At 72.4% G+C, this 20,520-nt stretch carries 18 protein-coding genes; 3 read left to right on the top strand and 15 right to left on the bottom strand.

The features are described 5' to 3' along the window. Positions 1–612: 612 nt before the first annotated feature. Genes ABZ194_RS11940 through ABZ194_RS11930 form a run of 3 tightly spaced genes read right to left on the bottom strand, consistent with a single transcriptional unit; the run spans position 613 to position 2,377 of the window. Complete coding sequence (locus tag ABZ194_RS11940) at positions 613–1,698, bottom strand: Zn-dependent alcohol dehydrogenase (RefSeq protein WP_355595112.1); 1,086 nt, start codon at positions 1,696–1,698, stop codon at positions 613–615. An 11-nt stretch (positions 1,699–1,709) separates the two neighbouring features. Beyond that, positions 1,710–1,904 (bottom strand): ferredoxin, encoded by a 195-nt coding sequence (locus ABZ194_RS11935; RefSeq protein ID WP_355595110.1) that lies wholly within the window; start codon positions 1,902–1,904, stop codon positions 1,710–1,712. Between the two features lie 8 nt (positions 1,905–1,912). Beyond that, positions 1,913–2,377: a pyridoxamine 5'-phosphate oxidase family protein gene (locus ABZ194_RS11930; RefSeq protein ID WP_355595108.1), complete on the bottom strand. Its 465-nt coding sequence runs from the start codon at positions 2,375–2,377 to the stop codon at positions 1,913–1,915. Between the two features lie 77 nt (positions 2,378–2,454). Here ABZ194_RS11930 and ABZ194_RS11925 point away from each other — a divergent pair, with 77 nt between their 5' ends. Then, a complete protein-coding gene (locus ABZ194_RS11925) occupies positions 2,455–3,105 on the top strand; it encodes a class I SAM-dependent methyltransferase (RefSeq protein WP_355595106.1) in 651 nt (216 codons plus the stop codon). Between the two features lie 105 nt (positions 3,106–3,210). On the opposite strand, the gene ABZ194_RS11920 is transcribed toward ABZ194_RS11925, so the two are convergent. The 7 genes from ABZ194_RS11920 to ABZ194_RS11890 all read right to left on the bottom strand — a co-directional run bounded on the left by ABZ194_RS11920 (position 3,211) and on the right by ABZ194_RS11890 (position 14,881). After that, positions 3,211–7,413, bottom strand: coding sequence for an SDR family NAD(P)-dependent oxidoreductase (locus ABZ194_RS11920; RefSeq protein ID WP_355595104.1), 4,203 nt, complete (start codon positions 7,411–7,413; stop codon positions 3,211–3,213). 43 nt (positions 7,414–7,456) lie between these two features. Continuing rightward, positions 7,457–8,476 carry an enediyne biosynthesis protein UnbU gene (locus ABZ194_RS11915; protein ID WP_355595102.1) on the bottom strand — a complete coding sequence of 340 codons (1,020 nt, stop codon included), beginning with the start codon at positions 8,474–8,476 and terminating at the stop codon, positions 7,457–7,459. Further along, positions 8,473–10,413: a VCBS repeat-containing protein gene (locus ABZ194_RS11910; RefSeq protein ID WP_355595100.1), complete on the bottom strand. Its 1,941-nt coding sequence runs from the start codon at positions 10,411–10,413 to the stop codon at positions 8,473–8,475. Before ABZ194_RS11910 ends, ABZ194_RS11915 begins: the two co-directional genes overlap by 4 nt. Before the next feature lie 27 nt (positions 10,414–10,440). After that, positions 10,441–11,655, bottom strand: a complete 1,215-nt coding sequence (locus ABZ194_RS11905) for a DUF1702 family protein (RefSeq protein WP_355595098.1) — start codon at positions 11,653–11,655, stop codon at positions 10,441–10,443. A 138-nt stretch (positions 11,656–11,793) separates the two neighbouring features. Beyond that, positions 11,794–12,834, bottom strand: coding sequence for a prenyltransferase (locus ABZ194_RS11900; protein WP_355595096.1), 1,041 nt, complete (start codon positions 12,832–12,834; stop codon positions 11,794–11,796). Between the two features lie 57 nt (positions 12,835–12,891). Continuing rightward, positions 12,892–13,611 (bottom strand): methyltransferase domain-containing protein, encoded by a 720-nt coding sequence (locus ABZ194_RS11895; RefSeq protein ID WP_355595094.1) that lies wholly within the window; start codon positions 13,609–13,611, stop codon positions 12,892–12,894. A 25-nt stretch (positions 13,612–13,636) separates the two neighbouring features. Continuing rightward, positions 13,637–14,881, bottom strand: coding sequence for a glycosyltransferase family 4 protein (locus ABZ194_RS11890; RefSeq protein WP_355595092.1), 1,245 nt, complete (start codon positions 14,879–14,881; stop codon positions 13,637–13,639). A gap of 286 nt (positions 14,882–15,167) precedes the next feature. Here ABZ194_RS11890 and ABZ194_RS11885 point away from each other — a divergent pair, with 286 nt between their 5' ends. Together ABZ194_RS11885 and ABZ194_RS11880 are read left to right on the top strand one after the other, a co-directional pair. Continuing rightward, a complete protein-coding gene (locus ABZ194_RS11885) occupies positions 15,168–16,196 on the top strand; it encodes a GDP-mannose 4,6-dehydratase (RefSeq protein WP_355595090.1) in 1,029 nt (342 codons plus the stop codon). A gap of 137 nt (positions 16,197–16,333) precedes the next feature. Further along, entirely contained in the window at positions 16,334–16,684 is a 351-nt protein-coding gene (locus ABZ194_RS11880; RefSeq protein WP_355595088.1) for a hypothetical protein, read from the top strand. A gap of 169 nt (positions 16,685–16,853) precedes the next feature. Here ABZ194_RS11880 and ABZ194_RS11875 read toward each other — a convergent pair whose 3' ends face one another. From ABZ194_RS11875 to ABZ194_RS11855, 5 genes are all read right to left on the bottom strand, one after another. Then, positions 16,854–17,186: a TraR/DksA family transcriptional regulator gene (locus ABZ194_RS11875; protein ID WP_355595086.1), complete on the bottom strand. Its 333-nt coding sequence runs from the start codon at positions 17,184–17,186 to the stop codon at positions 16,854–16,856. A 49-nt stretch (positions 17,187–17,235) separates the two neighbouring features. Then, entirely contained in the window at positions 17,236–18,021 is a 786-nt protein-coding gene (locus tag ABZ194_RS11870; RefSeq protein ID WP_355595084.1) for a rod shape-determining protein, read from the bottom strand. 1 nt (position 18,022) lies between these two features. Then, positions 18,023–18,385, bottom strand: coding sequence for a TraR/DksA C4-type zinc finger protein (locus tag ABZ194_RS11865; protein ID WP_355595083.1), 363 nt, complete (start codon positions 18,383–18,385; stop codon positions 18,023–18,025). A gap of 161 nt (positions 18,386–18,546) precedes the next feature. After that, on the bottom strand, positions 18,547–18,918 hold the full coding sequence (locus ABZ194_RS11860; RefSeq protein ID WP_355595081.1) for a hypothetical protein: 372 nt from the start codon (positions 18,916–18,918) through the stop codon (positions 18,547–18,549). 252 nt (positions 18,919–19,170) lie between these two features. After that, on the bottom strand, positions 19,171–20,376 hold the full coding sequence (locus tag ABZ194_RS11855; protein WP_355595079.1) for a cytochrome P450: 1,206 nt from the start codon (positions 20,374–20,376) through the stop codon (positions 19,171–19,173). Between the last annotated feature and the right edge of the window lie 144 nt (positions 20,377–20,520).

Below are 20,520 nucleotides of genomic sequence, written 5' to 3'. Positions count from 1 at the left end.
CTGGAAGGAAATGAACATTTATCGCCGATAGGCGATGAGCCGGCTATTGTTCAAAACAGAACTATGTTCTCCTGGGAGGGGGTGGATGTCGGAGTTGCGATTTGACGGCGGGGTGGCGGTCATCACCGGCGCCGGGCACGGCCTCGGAGGGCGCTCAGGCGATCGTGCGAGCCGCGCACGCCTGAGAGCGTGCCCCGATCCGGATCGCGCATACCGGCAGGACACGATTTCGCCTTTGACGGCGCGCGCCGTTTTTTGTCATGGCGCGCCGAGTGGCGGGCATAACGTGATGTTGGATGCGAATGGGATTGCCCCCCGGCCCGGAGAGGGGGCAAAGCTGGGGTCATCTCTCTCGGAGCCGAAGAGAGCGCCACGCCCACACTCGTCAGTACGGCCGGCCTCCGTGGGGAGCGGGCCGAGTGCTGGCGTCGCGTCGTGTCCGACGCCTTCGGCCCGCGGAAACCGCGGGCCGGCGGCCCCGGTGACCGGGACAGCACCGGGACCGGAACCGGCGCCCTGTGGACTCGCGCCTACCCGGTGGGGGGGTGGGCGCGCCGGTACGGCCCGCGTCTGTCGTTCGTGGCGGGGGCGCGGGCCGTACCGGATTGACCGTCAGCCGAGAACGACGATCTGGCGCAGTACCTCGCCGCCCCGCAGCGCGGCCACCGCCTCATTCAGGTCGGAGAGCTTGACGCGGGCGCTGATCATGCTTTCCAGATCGAGCCTGCCCGCCTTGTAGAGCTCGGCGAGGAACGGGAAGTCCCGGCGGACGTCCGCCTCGCCGTACAGCGAGCTGAGGATCCTCTTGCCCTCGAACAGCAGGTTGAAGGCGCTCAGCGGCACGATGTCGTCCATGGCGCCCGCGCCCACCACGATCACGTCGCCGCCTCGGCGGGTCGCCCGCCAGGCCGTCATGATGGCGGCGGACTTGCCGACGGCCTCGAAGCCGTAGTCGAACCCCTGGCCGCCGGTCAGCGTGCCGACGGCGTCCATGAGCTCGTCGGGGGTGACCGCGTGGGTGGCGCCGACCTTCCTGGCCAGCTCGTGCTTGGACTCCAGCGGATCGATCGCCAGGATCGTGGTCGCGCCGGAGATCCGGGCGCCCTGGATCACCGACAGGCCGATGCCGCCGCTGCCGACCACCGCCACGGTCGAACCGGGCCTGACACGGGCGGTGTTGAGCGCCGCGCCGACGCCGGTGGTGATGCCGCAGCCGATCAGCGCCGCCGCCTCGAAGGGCACCTCGGGATCAACCTTGATCGCCCCCTGCCAGGGCACGACGATCTCCTCGCACCAGGTGCCACACCCGGCCATGCCGAACGCCGGGGTGTCGCCGCCGTAGCGGAACCGGGCGTTGACGAAGCTGTCCATCATGTAGGTCATGCACAGGAACGGCTGGTTCACCAGGCAGTTCCGGCAGGTGCCGCAGGCCGGGGTCCAGTTGACGATGACGTGGTCACCGGGCTGGACCGAGGTCACGTGGCCGCCGACCTCGACGACCTCGCCCGCGCCCTCGTGGCCGGGGATGATCGGGAGCGGCATGGGCAGCACGCCGTCGATCACCGACAGGTCGGAGTGGCAGACGCCGGTCGCCCTTATCCTGACGCGGACGTCCGCGGGACCCACCGGGGTGAGGGTGAGATCGTCGCGGATGTCGAGCTTGTCGTCGCCGACGGCGTGCAGAAGCGCACCGCGCATGGGGGATCCTCCTAGCTCTCCTCAAGGGAGAGAGCGGCTTTGGGGCAGGACCGCACGGCGTGCCGGACACGGTCCAGCATCTCCGGCGGCGGCTCGGGGAGCAGCACGTGCAACCGGTCGTCGTCGTCGAGCTCGAAGACCTCGGGGGCGAGCCCGGTGCAGACCGCGTTGGCCTCGCAGACCAGGTAATCGACCTTGATTTTCATTGATCCTCCTAGGCGGGAGTCGTGAGCTTACGGTGATCCCAGGAGATCACTCGGGTGGGCTCCACCACGAAGGCGACCCGCTTGCGGCCGGTATGGGCGACATACTCTGCCGGGGGGCTCTCGGTGCCGGGGGCTCCGGCCATCCGCCGGGCCACGGTCATGCCGACGGCCAGGACGTCCGCGGGGTCGTCGATCCGCCGGGCGACGCCGTACACCAGGACCCCGCGCAGTTCGGAGTACTCCTCTCCGGTCTCGACGAGGCAGCTCACCCGGGGGTCCCGCCGGATGTTGAGCGCCTTCCGCGCCTTGCCGTAGGTCCAAAAGGACATCATTCCCGCTGTCAGCCCGTAGAACATGGGCACCAGATGCGGTGTCCCGTCCGGGTTGACCGTGCCGAGCTGGAGCTTCCATGACCCCTCGACGAAGGTGATGATCTCGTCCTCGGACATCGCGATGCGGGCGCGCTGCTTCACGGTGCAAAGTAGAACACGTTCCACAAGGGGGGGCAAGGGCCGTCCGGAATGCTGTTCGGTCTGGGTAGTCTGCTCAGATGAGCACCGCGACCATGCCCGCCGATCTGCTGTACGCGGCCCGGCGCGCCAAGGGTTTCATGCCCCACGCCGAGGGGCTGGCCCTCTTCGAGACGGCCGCCGAGTACGGCACGCTCGGGCCGATCTGCGAGATCGGCACCTACTGCGGGAAGTCCGCCGTCTACCTCGGCGCGGGGGCCAGGCAGGCCGGTTCCGTCGTCTTCACCGTGGACCACCACCGGGGCTCGGAGGAGATCCAGCCGGGGTGGGCCCACCACGACCCCACACTGATGGATCCCCGTTTCGGCAAGATGGACTCGCTGCCCACCTTCCGCTGCACGATCGCCGCCGCCGGTCTCGAAGAGGAGGTCGTCGCGATCGTCGGCAGGTCGGAGCGGGTCGCCGCTTTCTGGAACACCCCGCTGGCGATGCTCTTCATCGACGGAGGCCACGCGGAGGGCCCGGTGACCAAGGACTACGAGGGGTGGGCCCCACACGTCATCGAGGGCGGTGTGCTCGTCTTCCACGACGTCCACCCCGACCCGGCCTCGGGAGAAGGACAGGCGCCCTACCACGTCTATCGGCGGGCGCTCGCCTCCGGCGCGTTCAGGGAGGTCAGGAGTGAGGGGTCGGTGCGGGTGCTGGAACGGGTCGGCCCCGGCACGGGCTGACCGGCCCGCCGGTCGTTCACGGAGGGGCCGTGGGTTCTCGCCGAGGGGTCGGGGGCGCTCGCCGAGGGTCCGTGGGCCGCTCACGGAGAAGGGTCCGTGGGTCGCTCACCGGGGGGCCGGGGTCATGATCGACACCGCCACCGGTCCCGGTACGTCCCTGACCCGCAGCACCGCCGAGGCGATCAGGTCGCCGCCTGCCCGCAGCAGCAGCCAGCCGCCCTCGTGCCCTCCCACGAGGGTGAGCGGCACGGCGGCCGGGCGACCCGCGCCGGACAGGCATCCGGCGGCCGTCCTGATCCGGGCGGCCACGGTCCGCTCGGGTTCCCCGCAGTACGGCAGCAGCACGGCGAGCAGCGCGGCGCACGGCCCGGTGAGCGGTTCGGTGGGCGGCGCCTCCGGGAGGGGTGCCTCCGGGAGGGGTGCCTCCGACAGGGGCGTCGGCGCCTCCCCCGCCTCGTCCACCCGCTCCCAGGCGCAGCACGCGGGCTCGTCCACCCCGAGCACCAGCTCACCCAGGGGGCTGCGGAACGTCCCGCCGTCCATGGTCACCCGCAGCGCCGGGTCGAGGCCGGCGGCGACCGAGGCCCGCTGGAGGTAGACGGCCAGCAGGCTCGGCGGCCACGGGTCACGCCGGGGGAGCGGGCCGACGTCCTTCAGCCGCAGCCCGGTCCACGCGGCCACCAGCCGCCCGCGCACGTCGGTGGCGGTGACGTCCCAGACGTACTCGCCCCCGCCGTGGTGGCGCTCGGTGGCGTGCAGCCGCACATCCCCCTGAGACGGCCGCACCACCAGCCGCTCGCCGCCGACCGGCAGCAGCCGCCGGTGCGGCACGCACGCCTGGAGGGCGTGGATCGTGGCGTCGCTCAGGCCCGGACTGCCCAGCACCGGCCTGCCGTCGAACCAGCCGTCCGGATCGTCGCCGTGCAGCTCGCCCCGGCACCCCCGCGCCTCGACGAGCGTGAGCTCCCGGACACGCTGGAAACGCCCGGTCTGGAAGCAGAGCGCGCCGTACAGGTCACCGGCGTCCAGGGGTTCGGCGCCGTCGCGGGTCAGTTCCGGTACGGCCAGCGTCTCGTCGGCCGCGTCCACCGGGAACACCGCCCTGAAGTGGTCGGCCTGGAACCCGGTCTCCTCGCCGCGCACCACCACCTCGACCGTCCGGGTGTGCCGGAGCGCGCACACCCGGATCGTGGTGCCGCCCTCGTCGGGCACGACCACCGGCCGGTCGAACGTCATCTCCACGGCCTCGTCGAGCGGGCGGCCCGCCAGCGCCCCGGCGGCCTGGGCCATCGCCTCCAGGGCCACCACGGCGGGCAGCACCGCCCGCCCGTCGATCCGGTGGTCGTCCAGATAGGCGTCCGTCTTGAGCGACAGGTCGCTGTCGGCGACCAGTTCCACCCCGGGGACGTGCACCCGCACCCCGTCGAGGAACCGCCCGCCACCCGGACACGGGACGGCGGGACCGGGCGGTCTGCCGTGCACGGTAACGCTCGGCGGCAGGCCCTCGGTCCTCAGCAGCCGCAGGAAAAGCTCCACCTCCTCCCGGGGCTCGACGGCCGTCGCGCCCGGTGGGGTTCCGTCCCAGACCGGCCAGTCGACGTTCAGCCCGCCGATCCTCCGCGCCCGCTCCCGCGTCAGCCCGCCGGCCAGCGCGTGGCGGCTCTCGCCCGCCAGGCCGTACCGGCCGGCCACCGACCCGAACGTCACCACCCGGCCGGGGGCGGCCGCGGTGAGCAGGTTGCCGAGGCCGGTCAGTTCCGGCGTGATGTGGCGTTCGAAGTCCTCGTCGGTGAGGTCGGCGAACCGGCCCGGCCGGTTGACGCCCGTCACGTGGATCAGCATGGTGATCGGCCCCAGCGTGACCTCCACCTCTCGTACGGCCCGCGCCACCTGCGCGGCGTCGCCCACCTCGGCGGTCACGCAGACGTGCCGGATCCCCTTGACGGCCGGCTCCGCCAGGTCGGCCGACGGCCACGCGTCGCGGTCCGGGGTGTCCCGCCCGAGCAGGGCCAGCGCGCAACCGCTCTCCTTGGCCAGCGCCACGGCGCAGGCGAGCCCGATCCCCGCGCCGCCCCCGCTGACCAGCACCACGTCCGCCGTGCCGACCGGCAGCGGTCCCTCCTCCTCAAGGAGGAGCGCGGTTCTCGCGTCCGGCCGGCCGGGGCCGAAGTCGAGGTCGGGGTGCTCCAGGCGCAGCGTCGCCAGGAACCCGGTCAGGGCGTCGGAGCCGCAGACCACGGCCAGCCCCTCACGGTCCGCGACCGCCTCGCGGACCGCGGAGAGCAGTTCCCCGACCGCTCCCGGCCGTAGCGGGTCGTCGATCACGATCCGCCTGGTGGGCGTCTCCACGCCATCCGCCGGTTGGGTGGCGGCCTCCGGATCCTCCGTGAAGCATCGCACCCAGCGCGCCACCCCGGCCACCGGTTCGACGGCGCCTGTCCGGTCTCCCGCCGAGGTGCCGGTGCCGACGAGGGGACGACGGCCGATCCCGGAGTACGGCGAGCCGTTCGGAACGAGCGAGCCCACGAGGGACGGGTTCGCGGGGAACGGGTACGGGACGGACGGGTTCGGTGGGCACGGGTTCGGTGTGGGCGGGCAGGGGGCCGGGAGAAGGGCGCCGGGGATGAAGACGCGGTCGCGCCAGATGTCCATGGGCCTGGCCGGATGGTCGTGGTACAGGGCGGCGAGGCCGGGCATCGCATCCGGCCCGAAGTGGATCCCCGGCGGCGTCTCCGGTCGATGGGGTTCCCGTCTCTCCACCGGCCGGTCGAAGTCAGGGGCTTCCATCGGGCGGCCGGAGTCCGGGGTTTCCAGCCGGTCCAGCGCGAGCCGCGCGCGTTCGGCGAGCCGTTCCGCCGACTCCGCCACGATCGCCACCCGCACTCGCCCGGCGGGGGCGGTTCCCAGCGCGTGCGCGAGGTCGCACAGTTCCGCTTCCGACCAGCGCACCGCCTGGTCGGCGACCCGTTCCAGCACCGGCCGCAGGGCTCGCGCGCTTTCGGCGGAGAAGCCGAACACCAATGGCTCGTCCCGTGACGGCCGCTCGGTCACCGCCCCCGCGGGGGGCGCGCTGTGCGGGGTCGCGGGGGAGGAGGGCGGGGCGGTGAGGACGAGGTGGGCGTTGACGCCGCCGAAGCCCATGGCGCTCACCCCCGCGTGGCGGGGACCGTCAGGCCACGGTTCGGCGGAGGCCGGTACCCGGAGTGGGGTGCCGGGGGCGGTCAGCAGGGGGTGCGGGGATCCGCAGCCGGTGGTCGGCGGCACGACGCCGTGCGCGACGCTCAGCGCGGCCTTGATCACGCCCGCGATCCCGGCCGCCGCTCCGGTGTGCCCGATGTTGGCGCTGACGGAGCCCAGCGCGGCCTGCCGTACCGAACCTGACAGGAGGGCGGTGAGGGCGGCGAGTTCGGCGGTGTCACCGGCGGCGGTGCCGGTCCCGCCCCCCTCGAACAGGGCGACCCCGGCCGGGGGGATCCCGGCGCGGGCGTAGGCGCGGCGCAGGGCCAGCAGCAGGCCGTCGGACTCGGGGCAGGCGGCACCGCCGGAGGACACCCCCCATCCGGAGATCTCGGCATAGATCCGCGTCCCGGCGGCGCGGGCGTCGGCGGTGCGTGCCAGTGCGACGACCCCGCAGCCCTCGCCCGGCCAGTGGCCGTCCGAGCGGGTGTCGTAGATCCACATCCGCTCCCCGGAGGGGGCGCCCGATCCGGCGGGGCCGGCCGGAGCGAAGGGGGCGAGGCTGAGGTCGACCCCTCCGGCCAGGGCGAAGTCCGCGCTCCCGTCCAGCAGCGAGTGACCGGCGGTGATCACCGCCAGCAGGGACGAGGCGCACGCGCCGTCCACCGCGTACCCGCCGCCGCGCAGACCGAAGTGGGCGCAGACGCCCCCGGCGATCGTGCCGGCCCCCGTACTTCCGATGATCACCGTGACCCGGTCCCGGTCGAGTCCCTCCCCGCGGGGGAATCCGGCGTCGGCCAGGGCGCGGGAGGCGATGTCCAGTGCCAGCCGGTGGGCCGGGTCGGCGACGTGACAGTCCAGGCCCGGGAGTCCGAAGACGGCCCGGCCGGGCTCCCAGCCTTCGATCAGGCCCGCGCGGCCGCCGTGGACCCGGCCGGTGGCGGACCGGCCGGGAACGCGGGGAACGCCGGGAACGCCGGGAACCCCGGGGAGACGGTGGCCCGCCGGATCCAGCCGTTCGACCGGTACGCGGCGGAACGCCCGCCGCCGCCACAACACCGTCTCCCACAGCGCCCCGGGGCCGGGGGCGTCGGGATAGGCGCAGGCCAGTCCCACGATCGCGACGGACATTCGGCGCACCCCTCAGGTGTTCGAACTCGGGCCTTCGGACGGTTCACCGCCGGACACCCGCCGGGACGTCGGCGTGACCGGGAGCGGGAGCGGGAGCGGGAGCGGGGGAGGGGGCGGGAACGGGGATGGACGTGGGGACGGCGGGTGGGCGGACGCGGGACAGCGCGGCCAGGTAGGCGCCCCGGCAGGCACAGACGATCACCAGGGAGAAGAGCAGCCCGTAGACGAGGTGGAACTGGACCAGCAGCCCGTAGACGGCCGCCGTGGCCAGGCCGAACCCGATCTGGTTCCGGGTCCCGACGGGAGTCGTGCCGGGATCGGCGATCACGTAGACGGTGTGCAGGACGAAGGCCACGCCGGTCATGGGCAGCAGGGCGCTGATCACCGAGATGTCGCTCAGCGCGCCCCGGACGAGCCCCTGAAGGACGAACCCGCCCGTCCAGCCGAGGATCAGCGGCAGCCTCCCGGTCAGCTTGGCGTGCACCGTCGTGCCCAGCACCAGCAGGACCAGCGGCACGATCGCGTCGAACGGCCCCGACACCCGTCCGGTGAACTGGTAAGACGGCGCCGTGCCGACCCACGGGAACAGCAGGAGCACCGTGCAGGTGCCGAGGGCCACCGGGTTCAGGTAGTGCCTGCCGGGCACGCCCTCGCCGGGACACGCCCCGCCGGGCACGCCTCCGCCACCGGCGCGTGACCTGCCGGGCATTCCGACCCGGAAGACGTACTTGCCGCCGACACCGATCAGGACGGCCAGCGCGACCGGCCCCAGGTGGGCGTCGCCGTACAGCAGCATCGCGCAGAGCAGGCCGTCGATGGAGCACGGCAGGAAGAAGTCGACCGTCCGGCCCGCCCGCCTGCCCAGGTAGCGGATTCGGCGCCCGCGCGCCCACGCCTCCACGGTCTCCAGCACCAGCTCGGTGGTCACGCCGGTGGCCACGCCCACGAGCGGGGCCAGGTAGGCCTGCTCGAAGCCGAGCAGGCAGTGCCCGAGGACGGTCGTCGCGGTGAGGGATCCGGCGAACCGGCGTAGCGCCCTGCTCCGCCTCTGCGCGGGGGTCACGGCCGCTCCACCTCCGAAGCGTCTCCGTCGGCCAGCAGGATCTGATGCCAGCCGGGTTCCACCGACAGTGACGCGGTGCGCGGGACGCCGCAGGCGTCCCGCCAGGACACCTCCACGGGGAACGGCCCGCTCCCCGCGCCGCCGCCCAGGCCGAACAGCAGTTCCGGCGCGGAGACGCCGTTGTGCCCGTTGGCCGGGTAGAGCTGCCGGGCGAGCGTGACCCCGCCGGCCACGCGCACTCTGGCGACGGCCCCGATGGCGGGTCTGGTCGGTGCGGGACGGCTCAGGCCGGCGGGCGCCGGCGCGGTACGGGCCGGTGCGAGCCACATCAGACCGGCCGCGTGACAGGTGCCGGCGGGCAGTCGCAGTCGCAGGCCCACGAAGGGGGCGGTGACCCCGTGGTTGCGGTAGAGCGCCGACCCGGCCCACTGGTTGGCGACCGCGAAGTCCAGCCGTCCGTCGTCGTCCACGTCACCGACGGCGAAGGCCCGGCTGACCGTGTCGTCACCGACCCCGGCCCGCCGGGCCACGTCCAGATAGCGGCCGTCCGTCCCCCTGGTGAAAAAGCTGTCGACGTCGTGGCCCGACAGGTCGTCCCCGGCTCTGATGTTCGGCCAGAGCGCCGGGTTGGAGAGGGCCAGGTCGTTGGAGGCCGCGGCCTCGTGTAGTTGCGCCCACCGGTCGACCTCACCCCGGACGAACCCGGTCGCGTGCATGATCTCGTCGCTGCCGTCGTTGTCGAAGTCGGCCGCCTTGACATCCCACGACCAGCCGGTACGGCTCAGCCCCAGCTCCTCGCCGTGGTCGTCGTAGGGCGCGTGGCCCTCGTGCAGTCCACCGGGCAGGGAGAGGAAGGCGAAGTTGCCCTCGTGCAGCCCGTACTCCTCGGTGGTGTTGCTGACCAGGATGTCCGGCGTGCCGTCGGCGTTGAGGTCGGTGAAGGCGACCCCTCTGCTCTTGAACGAGTCCGCGCCGACCACGTTGGACCTGGGGGTGGTCGGGTGCCGGGTGCCCCGCGCCTCCCGGAAGGCGGCCCTGCCGGGCGTCGACTCGTTGACCAGCAGCCGGTCGGGGCCGAAGTCGTTGGCCACATACAGCTCCGGTCTTCCGTCGCCGTCCAGGTCCTGGGCGCCCAGTGCCAGCGTCCAGCCGGTGCCACCCACCTCGTCGAACACCCCCTCGGCCTCGGCGAAGGCGGCCGGTCCCGTCGCGAGGTACAGCCGGTCGGGGCCGCCGTCGCCGGCGTTGGACATCGAGCCGGGCATGACGGCGTCGCCGTGGTCGCCGGTGTCGTCCAGCACTCTGACGCCGTCCGGGAAGTAGTTGCCGAAGACCAGGTCGAGGCGGCCGTCGCCGTCGAAGTCACCGGCCGTGGCCGCGCCGGTGTTCCAGACCTCCGGTGCCGGGGTCAGGTCGCGGTGGCGGAAGGCGGCGCCGGAGAGCGGCACCCCCGGGACGCGCAGGAACAGTGAGGGGGAGCGACCCCAGTAGTAGACGACCAGGTCCTGCCAGCCGTCCTGGTCGAGGTCCGCGGGCAGGCAGCCCATCGGGGCCTGGTACGGCCCGCGCCCCGGCGCGGCCAGGGTGAAGGGCCGGTAACTCCGGGGCGTTCCCGGCGCGGGGCCGACGGTCACCGTGTCCCGGCGCGGGTCCACCAGGCAGACGTCGTCGGAGACGACCTCGTTGTCGGCGTCGAACAGCGCGACCCCCGCGCCCGTCGACGAGATCCAGGCCCGGATGTTCTCGTAGCCGGGCGCCACCGGCCGCAGCCGCCTGTCACCCGGCCTGCCCGCGGGGCCGAGCGGGTCGGCGACGAAGGAGAAGCCGGTGATCTGGTCGGCGGTCGCGGGGGGACCGGACGGTGCGGTCAGCCACCATCCGGCGGTGGCCGCCACCAGGGCGAGAGCTCCCGCCGCGTGCTTGCGAACCCCTGACATCGCTTTCACCGCTCCTTTGAGCTGTGGTCATGAATCGCGGTTCCGCCGTGCCCAGGTCTTTCTGATCCCCGCCCGCCAGGTCTGGTAGTGGTCGCCGCTGTGGGCGTTGTGGCCCAGGGCGATGAGCGCCGTGTCGGTCCAGTGGCCGGCCTCGTCCACTTCCACCCCGCAGAGCGCGGGCGCCGCCGTCACCGTGTGCTCGGGCACGATCCCGGAGATCAGCCGGGAGGCGCAGGCGAAGGCGCCCCCCTGTACGAGGTGGGCGCGGAAGCCGTCCTCGGCCGCCGCCGCGCTCAGCCGCTCCAGCTCCGGGACGCCCGCGCCGCCGGTGTACACGGCGGCCAGGCCGACGCCGCTCCACAGGTCGGCGCGGCGCCCCGCCGGGAACTCGGCGATGCGCAGGATGACGTCCTCGACGTTCGCGCACTCGTGGAACCAGAGCATCCGGCCCACCCCCTGGTCGAAGATCGCCCGCCGGGTCCGGTCCAGCAGGCCGACCGTGCGCTGCCGCCCCACCGTGCGGTCGGCGGCGAAGAAGCCCCGGTGGAAGCCGAAGCCGTCGAAGGCCAGCCAGCGCAGCAGCGGGTGGACCGAGCGGATGCCCCACATCGGCCGCATGCGCAGCCGGGCGTACGCCCAGCCGGTGCCCAGGTGGATCAGGTGCGGATAGCGCATGCCCTGCCCGCTGAGCAGGTTTCTCAGCCGCCGCCCACCGGTGACGGTGAGCACGTCCAGGGTCGCGCAGGCCATGCCCGCCCCCTCGTAGGCGAACCCGCGCAGCTCCTCGTGAAGATCGTCGATCCGCTCGGCCTCACCCGCGATCACCGCGTTGTAGCCGGCCATGCACGCCTGTCCCGCGGTCTCCAGCCGTGCGCGGGCCGGGCCCAGCCGGAACCGGCGCGGCCCGAGGCCGACCTGGGCGAGGTCCTGCCAGAGCAGGCCGGTCAGGCCGCGCGGCCTGGTCAGCCTCAGCTCCGCCGGGTCGTGGGGCCGAGGGACGACCGGCCCCGGTGTGCCGCCGGGCGCCTGTTCGGGGGCGGACTCGGGTTCGGGGTGGGAGGCGTCCGCCGTGCCGGGGGCGCTCTCGGGGGGAGGGGGGTGCGCCGTGCCGGGAAAACCCTCGGGGGGAGGGGCGCCCGGCATGTCGGCGATCTGTTCGGCGGCGGGGATCCTCCGTGTCTCGGCGGCTGTCCCAACGGGTGTCTCGGCGGGTGTCTCGGCGGGGTCCGCCGCGACGGACACCCTCTCGCCTCCGTCACTCCGAGCTACTGTTCCGGTGCCCTCCGCATCGCTCACAGGCTGAACGTAGTGAGCCGTATCCGGCCCTTCAAGTACCGCGTTCCGGATCCCTGGCAAAGAAACCGCAGAGGCCCCGGGGGATCAGGCCCGTGAACGGGTGTGGCTACAGCCGCAGCCGGCGGTCGGACGGTCGGCCACGTACGCGCCCGCGTCCCGGAAGAGGCCCGAGGCCGGGGTGTGGCCGTACAGCGCGTCGGCGGCGAGCACGACGGCGGCGGCGGTGTAGGCGGAACGCTCGTGCGGGAACCACTTCTCGTTCACGCACTGCCAGCCGGTCCAGTAGGAGCCGTCCTCGTGCCTGAGGTGCTGCATGTCGGCGAAGAGTCTCAGCGCCCGCTCCCGGTCTCCTGCGGCGTCCAGCGCGAGCGCCAGCTCGCACGACTCGGCGCCGGTCACCCACGGCTGGTCGGAGACGCAGCGGATGCCCAGGCCGGGTTCGGTGAAGGTGTCCCACTCCCCGGCCAGCCGGGCCAGGGCGGCCGGGCCGCGCACCGCGCCGCCCAGGACGGGGTAGTACCAGTCCATGGAGAAGCGGCTCTTGTCGGCGAACGCCTCCGGGTGGGCGGCGACCACGTGGCCGAGCCGGTCGGCCGCGACCTCCCAGTCGGGCTGCGGGTCGCCCAGGCGCTCACCGAGCAGCACGCCGCTCCGCAGCCCCTGGTGGATGGAGGCGCAGCCGGTCAGCAGGGCGTACTCGGCGGGCCTGCCGTCCGCGGTGCGCTCCCAGACGATCTCGCCGCGGGTGGTCTGCAGCCCGACCACGAAGTCCAGCGCGGACCGGACCACCGGCCACATCTCGCGGGCGAAGCCGACGTCGCCGGTGACCAGCAGTTCGTGCCAGACCCCGACCGCGACGTAGGCGGCGTGGTTGGACTCCCCGTTGCGTTCGGCGGCCTGGCCGCCGACCAGCCTCATCGGCCAGGCGCCGTCGGCCCGCTGCGTGCGGGCCAGCCAGTCGTAGCCCCTGCGGACCGGTCCGGTGAGCCCGGCCACACCCATCGCCATCAGGCACTCGACGTGGTTCCACGTGTCCACGTGCCCCTCGGGCCACGGGACGCCCCCGTCCGGCTCCTGTACGGCCGCGATGCTCCGGGCGGTCTGGACGACCTGTTCCCACCTCACCGGTCGCTCACCGCTCCTCGTCCGCCGCGCGGGACGTCCCGTTCCCGCGATCCTCGTTCACCGGTCCTCGGGTTTCCGGGCGTAGAGCACCACGCTCTTGCCGATGAGCGGGTTCAGCACCGCCTCGGCGATCCGGGTGACGGCCGGGCGCCTCATGATGTCCCAGACCAGGAGCTCGTGGTAGGCCTTGGCCAGCGGGTGGTCGTCGTTACCGACGCCGACCGCGCACTTGATCCACCAGTACGGCGCGTGCAGGCCGTGGGCGTGATGGTGCGGGCCGACCCTCATGCCGGCGGACTTCAGCTTCGCGCTCAGCTCGGCCAGCGTGTAGATGCGGACGTGCCCCCCGGGGGCCGTGTGGTACGCCTCGTCCAGCGCCCAGCAGATCCGCTCCGGCAGGAAGCTCGGCACCGTGACCGCCGCCAGGCCGCCGGGCTTGAGCACCCGGAAGATCTCCCGCATCGCGGCCATGTCGTCGGGGATGTGCTCCAGCACCTCGGCCGCGATCACCCGGTCGAAGCTCGCGTCCTCGAACGGCATGCTCAGCGCGTCGCCGGTCACGGTCTCGGCCATGGCGCCCCGGGGGACCTCGCCGGCGTCGTCCATCGCGGCGAACATGTCCGCCACGTCCTTCAGCTCCGTGGCGTCCATGTCGAAGGCCACCACGTCGGCGCCCCGGCGCAGCACCTCGAACGCGTGCCGTCCGCCGCCGCAGCCCAGGTCGAGAACTCGCATGCCGGGCCCGACGGGCAGCAGGCCGAAGTCGACGGTCAGCACGTGCCGCTCCTTGTCGGGTGATCTGTCACGGGGCGCCGTGTGCCCTGATGGCCTCGCGGTAGGCGTCCACGGTCCGCTGGGCGACGACGGTCCAGGTGTAGCGCTCCATGACCCGGTCGTAGCCCCTGCGGCCGACGGCCGCCCGCTCCTCGGGGGAGTCGTGGAGGCGGCGCAGTACGGCGGCCAGCTCCTCGGGGTCGCCGGGGGAGACCTGGATCGCCGCGTCGCCGACGACCTCGGGCAGCGCCCCGGTCCGCGACGCCACCAGCGGGGTGCCGCAGGCCATGTGCTCGACGGCGGGGAGGGAGAAGCCCTCGTAGAGGGAGGGCACGACCGAGATCTCCGATGTGGCGATCAGGTCGCCCAGTTCGGTGTCGGAGATGCCGTGCACGAACGTGACCCGGTCGTGCAGGGAGAGTTCGGCGACCAGTTTCTCGGTGGGGCCCCCGGGGGTGGGCCTGCTGACCACGGTCAGGTGCACGTCGCGCTCGGTGGCGAGTTTCGCGACCGCCCGCAGCAGTGTGGCGACGCCCTTCATCGGGGAGTCGGCGCTGGCCACCGCGACGATCGAGCCGGGCCGTCTGGGCATCTCCGGGCGCGGGTGGAAGTAGCGGGTGTCCACGCCCAGCGGGATGAGCCGCATGTTGGCCTGGGGCACGTTGAAGTCGCGGTGGATGTCGGCGAGGGAGGACTCGCTGACGGTCAGGATCGGGTTCAGCCGGGGCGCGACCTTGGCCTGCATCCGGACGAAGCCGTACCACCTTCTGAGCGAGAACCGCTTGCGCGGCGGCGCGGCACTCAACTCGATCCGCCGGTCCACGCTGATCGGGTGGTGGATGGTGCCGACCACGGGGAACAGCCTCTGGATGTCGAGCAGGCCGTAGCCGAGCGTCTGGTTGTCCTGCACCACGTCGAAGTCGCCGGCGCGCCCGCGCAGCTCGCGCCGCGCCCGCAGGGTGAAGGTCAGCGGTTCGGGGAACCCGCCGGTCCACATGGTCGCGACCTCCAGGCCGTCGATCCAGTCGCGGTACTCGTGCAGCCGAGGGGTGCGGAAGGGGTCCTCGTCGCGGTACAGGTCCAGGCTGGGGACCTTGTTGAGGATGACGCCCTCGTCCAGATCGGGGTACGGCTGGCCGGAGAAGACCTCGACGTGGTGCCCGAGGGCGACCAGTTCGCGGCTGAGATGACGGAGGTAGACGCCCTGGCCCCCGCAGGTCGGTTTGCTGCGGTAGGACAGCAGCGCGACCCGCAGTGAGTCCGCACCCGGCACGGCAACCCCTTCCTCACCCTGCCCGGAAGGGGACAGGTACCGTGAAAGATGACCTTAGTATTCGGACCATACCATTCGGTAGGTCACTTCCAGCCGATCTGGAATTGTTCCTAAAGTCGCCCTCACCGTGCCCGATCTGCAACGTTGAGCTAACCGAGCGTGGTTCGGTGAAACGTGTTCTAACCTTGCGGTAGCCGACATGGTGCCCATCCGGGGCGTGGCGATACATTCGCGATCACAGGGCACATGTCACATGAAAGTTCCACCCAGCAGCGAGGAGGACGCGTTGGCCAGGCGCGCACTGATCACCGGTATCACCGGGCAGGACGGTTCCTATCTGGCCGAATGCCTGCTCGACCGGGGGTATGAGGTCTGGGGCCTCGTCAGGGGCCAGGCCAACCCGCGTGTCTCCCGGGTGCGCAGGCTCCTCCAGGACGTCCAGCTGGTCCGTGGCGACCTGCTGGACCAGGGGTCGCTGATCTCCGCCGTGGAGAGGGTCCAGCCCGACGAGGTCTACAACCTGGGCGCCATCTCGTTCGTGCCGATGTCCTGGGAGCAGGCCGAGCTCACCGGCGAGGTCACCGGCATGGGCGTGCTGCGCATGCTGGAGGCGATCAGGGTCTGCTCCGGCATCTCCTCCTCCAGAACGGCCGCGGGCTCCGGCCAGATCCGGTTCTACCAGGCGTCGTCCTCGGAGATGTTCGGCCAGGTCCGGGAGACCCCCCAGACGGAGGTCACCCCGTTCCACCCCCGCTCGCCGTACGGTGTGGCCAAGGCCTACGGCCATTTCCTCACCCAGAACTACCGAGAGTCCTACGGGATGTTCGCGGTCTCCGGGATCCTGTTCAACCACGAGTCCCCGCGCCGGGGAGCCGAGTTCGTGACCCGTAAGGTCTCCCTCGGGGTGGCCCGCGTCAAGCTGGGCCTGGCCGGCGAGCTCCGCCTGGGCAACCTGGAGGCCCGCCGCGACTGGGGTTACGCGGGCGACTACGTCCGGGCGATGCACCTGATGCTCCAGGCCGAGCGGCCCGAGGACTACGTGATCGGCACCGGCCGCACCCACACCGTCCGCGAGCTCGTGGAGGCCGCCTTCACCGCCGCCGACCTCGACTGGGAGCGCTATGTGGTCACCGACCGGTCCCTGCACCGCCCGGCGGAGGTGGACCTGCTCTGCGCCGATCCGAAGAAGGCCCGCGCCGAGCTCGGCTGGGAGCCCTCGGTCTCCTTTGAGGACCTCGTCGCCATGATGGTCTCCTCGGACGTCAAGCTGCTGTCCGACGGCGGCGACCCCGACCAGGACTCCTCCTGGCCCTGACCTTCCTCCCCCTCCTGTGGAGGGTCCTGTCCGCCCTCTCGCTGTTTCGTTACCACAAGTAGCGGAAATGTAGCGTTGGGTAACAGTGTGGGGGTGGTGCTTTTCGCGGCCATCCCCCCGATGAGAGGCAGAGCAGCATGACCGAACAGCTGGTGCGGATCCCCATCGTCGCCGCGGGTTCCGCGGACGCCGCCACGCTCGCCGAGGGCACCTACCACCTGTACTGGTACGGGAAGGACTACAAGAAGACGCGCAACGAGGCCCGCGCCTTCGCCACCGCCCAGGGGGAGGGGCGTCAGCTGGCCGACATCCCCTCCGACGTGTGGCGCACCAGCGCCGCCACCTACCTCGACGGCCCGGCGTGGATCTACTCCTGGAAGGGTGACCACTACGGCGAGGACAACGTCGTGCTCCACCCCAACGGGTCGATCGGCACCATGGAGGACGGGGACCGGAAGCTTCCCTTCCTCATCAGCTACATCGACTGAGCGGCGACTGCGCCAGGCGGCGCCGTGCCCTCGGGGGGTTCCCGGAACCGGGAACCCCCCGAGGGTGCGGCGTCCGTCCCCGGCGTGACGGCCGGGTGGGCGCGCGCGTCGTCGGCCACCGGGACGGCGCCCCGGGGGGCGGTGATCGGCGGCCGGGCCAAGCGGGAGATCAGCCGCTCTCGTGGCGGCGCTGACACTCCATGCAGAAGCGCGCCAGAGGGCGGGCCTTCAGCCGATCGAAGGGGATGCCCGAGCCGCAGCCGTCGCAGCGGCCGTAGGTCAGCTCGGTGATGTTCTTCAGGGCGTCGCGCAGGACGGCGGTGTTCCGTTCGGCGGAGACGATGTCGGCGAGCAGACCGGGCTTCGCTGAGACCTCCACGGCGTCGTCGCCCACCGCGGCCTCCAGCTCGGCCAGCTGCTTGGTCCACCGGAACAGCTGCTCCTCCAGCTCCTCGCGGATGGTGTCGAGCTGAACGCTGCTGAGGTGAATGTCGGAAATCATGGTATTTGAGTCCTTTCGGAATGTCGGCAGAGACGTGGGACGGGAACCGTCAGGGCCGGTGGGAGGCCAGCAGCCGGGACAGGCCGCGGACGGTGGCGCGGGCCGGGTCGGGCGCCACGCTGACGCTGACGCGCAGGGTGGAGCAGAGAAACCGGGCCAGGCCGGGCCGGGTGGCGCCCCCGCCGGTGATGAGCAGACCCCCGTCGCGGGCCCCTCGCCGGATGGGGGCGGGGACGCGGTCGACGAGATCGGTGACCATGGCCGCGACCCGGGTGAGCAGGTGGGCGGGCACGCCGGCGGCCGTCCCGGCGTGGAACTCCGTGATGATCTGCACGGAGCCGGTGTCGACGACCCGGCCGCGGCTGATCACGGCCGCCTCGATGATCCCGGCGCCCATGTCCAGCAGGATCCGCGGGCGCGGATCCGCCACGTTCATCCCGCTGCCGACCGCGGCGGCCAGAGGCTCCTCCACCACCGCCACCGGGCAGCCCGCCACGTCGTGCACCACCGCGACGGCGGCGTGCCGCTCGGACTCGGTCGCCGCCACCGGCACGCCGAGCAGGATCCTCTCCAGCGGGGCGGCGCCCCACCCGCTCCCGGTGCGCAGGACGCGACCGGCCAACCTGGCGCACGCGGGCGTGTCGGTGACCATGCCGTGCCGTACCGGCCACTGCCATCGCCTGTCGGGTACGGCGCCCGCCGCGCCGCCGCCCGGCTCGGCGGAGCCGTCCGGCACGGCGGAGGGCTCGTCGATCAGCGTGGCACTGCCGGAGAACAGCAGCCTGGTCCGCACGGTGCCCAGGTCGAGGGCGGCGTGCCTGCTGTGATCGATCACGTCATCGCCTCCCCGCGTCGTGACAGACGGCACAGTGCCGGGCCTGCGGGATACGTCGCAGCCGGTCCAGCGCGATGAACACCCCGCACCGCCGGCAGGTGCCGTAGACCCCGAAATCCAGCCGTTCGACGGCCGCCTCGATCTCCGCGACGGCGGTCCTGGCACGCTCGACGCGGCCCCAGGCCAGCGGGACCGGCTCGCCCTCGGCGGGAGGCCCCGGCACGGGCCCGTCCTGGACGAGGGAGTCCCGCTCCGCCCGCGCGGCGGCGAGCCGCTCGTGCAGGAGCAGGCGCAACTCCTCCAGCTGCGTGGTGTGGCGCCGGTACTCCGCCAGCAGCCCGCTTGTCGATCTGATGTCACCCATGACGACATCGACTCCTTGAATGACTCGCTGATGGCATGAGCCGACTGAGGGCCGCCATCGTGGAAGCCGGATCCCACGTGCACGCCGGTGCCCGGCACCGCATGCCTGGAAGGCCTCGATCGAGCCCGTTGCTCGACGGAGGCCGGGAAAGGGAAAGGAGCCTAGAAGGAGGGTGGGCTGCGCGGGGTGACGACCCGCTGGACGTCACGCCTGGGGGTGGCCGCGGGGCCCGTGGAGAGCCAGAGGGACGACACCAGGACGAGGATCGTCACCGTGGCGCTCACGGCCGGCAGGGAACGGAGCTGCCCCGGCATCGGCAGGTGCTCGGCGCCGCCGGCCAGCAGACGCGGCGCGGTCGACTGCTGCGCGCCGTCGCTCTGGGGAACCCAGAGGCTGGTGCCGGAGCCGGTGGGACCCCACCCGCCGGAGGTCCAGAAGGAGGGGGCGACGGCGGTCAGGACGACCACGAGAGCGAGACCCACCACGGCCGCCGCCGCAGTGGGCCTGCGTGTGCCCCACCGCGGTTCCCTCATCACCCCGACCATAGTCCACCCCTCGCGAAACGGCACTTCAGGCGACGGCCGACATGGGGAGTGACGACGTCCGTACGGCCGGCACCGGACACGCCCCGGGGACGGCCCGATGCCCGTACGGTCCCCAAAGCCTTCTGTGGTAAGGGTTCCCGGGATTTCGTCGTGGGAAGCGTGTGAACCCCCGGAAACCCCGAAAAGGGGGAAAACGCCGGACCGGCTCGCGCCGGGTGACGTCCCGGCGGTGGCGGTCCGTCAGGTGGTGGTGACCGGCAGTTCCTTGATGCCGTTGATGAAGTTGGAGCGGAGGCGGCGGGCCGGGCCGGCCTGGGCCAGGTTCGGCATCCGCTCGGCCAGGACCTCGAAGAGCACCCGGAGCTCCAGTTTGGCCAGGTGGTTGCCCAGGCAGAAGTGGGCTCCGCCGCCGCCGAAGCCGATGTGCGGGTTGGGGCTGCGGCCGATGTCGAAGACGTCCGGGTCGGGGAACACCTCCTCATCCCGGTTGGCCGAGCTGTAGAACACCACGATCTTGTCGTTCTCCTTGACCTCCTGGCCGCCGATCACCGTGTCGGTGGTGGCCGTACGGCGGAAGAGGTTGACGGGGGAGACCCAGCGGACGATCTCGTCGGCCGCGGTGGCGGAGAGCGCGGGGTCGGCCACCAGGCGCTCCCACTGCGCCGGGTGCTCGAAGAAGGCGAGCATGCCGCCGGAGGCCGCGTTGCGGGTGGTCTCGTTTCCCGCGACGACCAGCAGCAGCACGAACAGGTCGAACTCGCTTTCGTCGAGGGTCTCGCCGGCGGCGTCGGGCATGAGCAGCTTGGTGACGATGTCCTGGCGGGGCTGTTCACGCCGTTCGGCCGCCAGCGCGTTGGCGTAGGTGTACACCTCCGCCGCCGCGGCCTGGCCCGCGGAGGGGTCGGAGGCGTAGTCCGGGTCCTCGGCCCCGATCATCTGGTTGGACCAGGTGAAGATCTTGTCACGGTCCTCGACGGGGGCGCCGAGCAGTTCGCAGATCACGTACAGCGGCAGCGGAGCCGCGATGTCGCGGACGAAGTCCACCGAGGGGCGGCCCCTGGCCTCGTCCACCAGTCCGTGGCAGATCTCGCGGATGTGCTGTTCCAGGGCGCCCATCATGCGCGGGGTGAAGCCCCGGTTGACCAGGGAGCGCCGCCGGGTGTGCTCCGGCGGGTCCTGGTTGAGCATCATCATCCGCTGGAGCTCGCGCTGATCCTCGGGCATCTCGTTGAAGAGCGCCAGCCTCCTGCTCGACGAGAACAGGTCCGACCGGCGCGAGACGTGCACCACGTCGGCGTGTTTGGTGACCGCCCAGAAGGGGGGCCAGCCGCGGTCGGCGTCACCTTCGTGCAGGTAGACCGGCGTGCCGGCCCGCAGCCGGCGGAACTGCTCGTGCGGCGCGCCGTCACGCGCGTAGACGTCCTGGTCCACAAGGTTGATGTTCATGTGCCGGTGGTCCTCCTAGGCGAACCGTACGCGCATCCTCCGGGGCCGCGGATGGAGCCGGGACATGATCGCCTGACCTTCTCGAACCGCGAGGCGCGCCTCGTCGCCGGATGCTTGATCGAGTTGCGGGCCGGAGGCTTTCTG

Source organism: Streptosporangium sp. NPDC006007, assembly GCF_040614315.1.
Lineage (GTDB): Bacteria > Actinomycetota > Actinomycetes > Streptosporangiales > Streptosporangiaceae > Streptosporangium.
Note: the sequence above shows the minus strand (reverse complement) of the source record. Positions and strands in the feature narration are given on the sequence as shown.

Coding starts and splice junctions, on each gene's coding strand:
- ABZ194_RS11925 (WP_355595106.1), top strand. CDS start 2,455: ATGAGCACCGCGACCATGCCCGCCGATCTGCTGTACGCGGCCCGGCGC.
- ABZ194_RS11855 (WP_355595079.1), bottom strand. CDS start 20,376: ATGAACATCAACCTTGTGGACCAGGACGTCTACGCGCGTGACGGCGCG.
- ABZ194_RS11940 (WP_355595112.1), bottom strand. CDS start 1,698: ATGCGCGGTGCGCTTCTGCACGCCGTCGGCGACGACAAGCTCGACATC.
- ABZ194_RS11875 (WP_355595086.1), bottom strand. CDS start 17,186: ATGATTTCCGACATTCACCTCAGCAGCGTTCAGCTCGACACCATCCGC.
- ABZ194_RS11860 (WP_355595081.1), bottom strand. CDS start 18,918: ATGAGGGAACCGCGGTGGGGCACACGCAGGCCCACTGCGGCGGCGGCC.
- ABZ194_RS11910 (WP_355595100.1), bottom strand. CDS start 10,413: ATGTCAGGGGTTCGCAAGCACGCGGCGGGAGCTCTCGCCCTGGTGGCG.
- ABZ194_RS11880 (WP_355595088.1), top strand. CDS start 16,334: ATGACCGAACAGCTGGTGCGGATCCCCATCGTCGCCGCGGGTTCCGCG.
- ABZ194_RS11920 (WP_355595104.1), bottom strand. CDS start 7,413: ATGTCCGTCGCGATCGTGGGACTGGCCTGCGCCTATCCCGACGCCCCC.
- ABZ194_RS11865 (WP_355595083.1), bottom strand. CDS start 18,385: ATGGGTGACATCAGATCGACAAGCGGGCTGCTGGCGGAGTACCGGCGC.
- ABZ194_RS11935 (WP_355595110.1), bottom strand. CDS start 1,904: ATGAAAATCAAGGTCGATTACCTGGTCTGCGAGGCCAACGCGGTCTGC.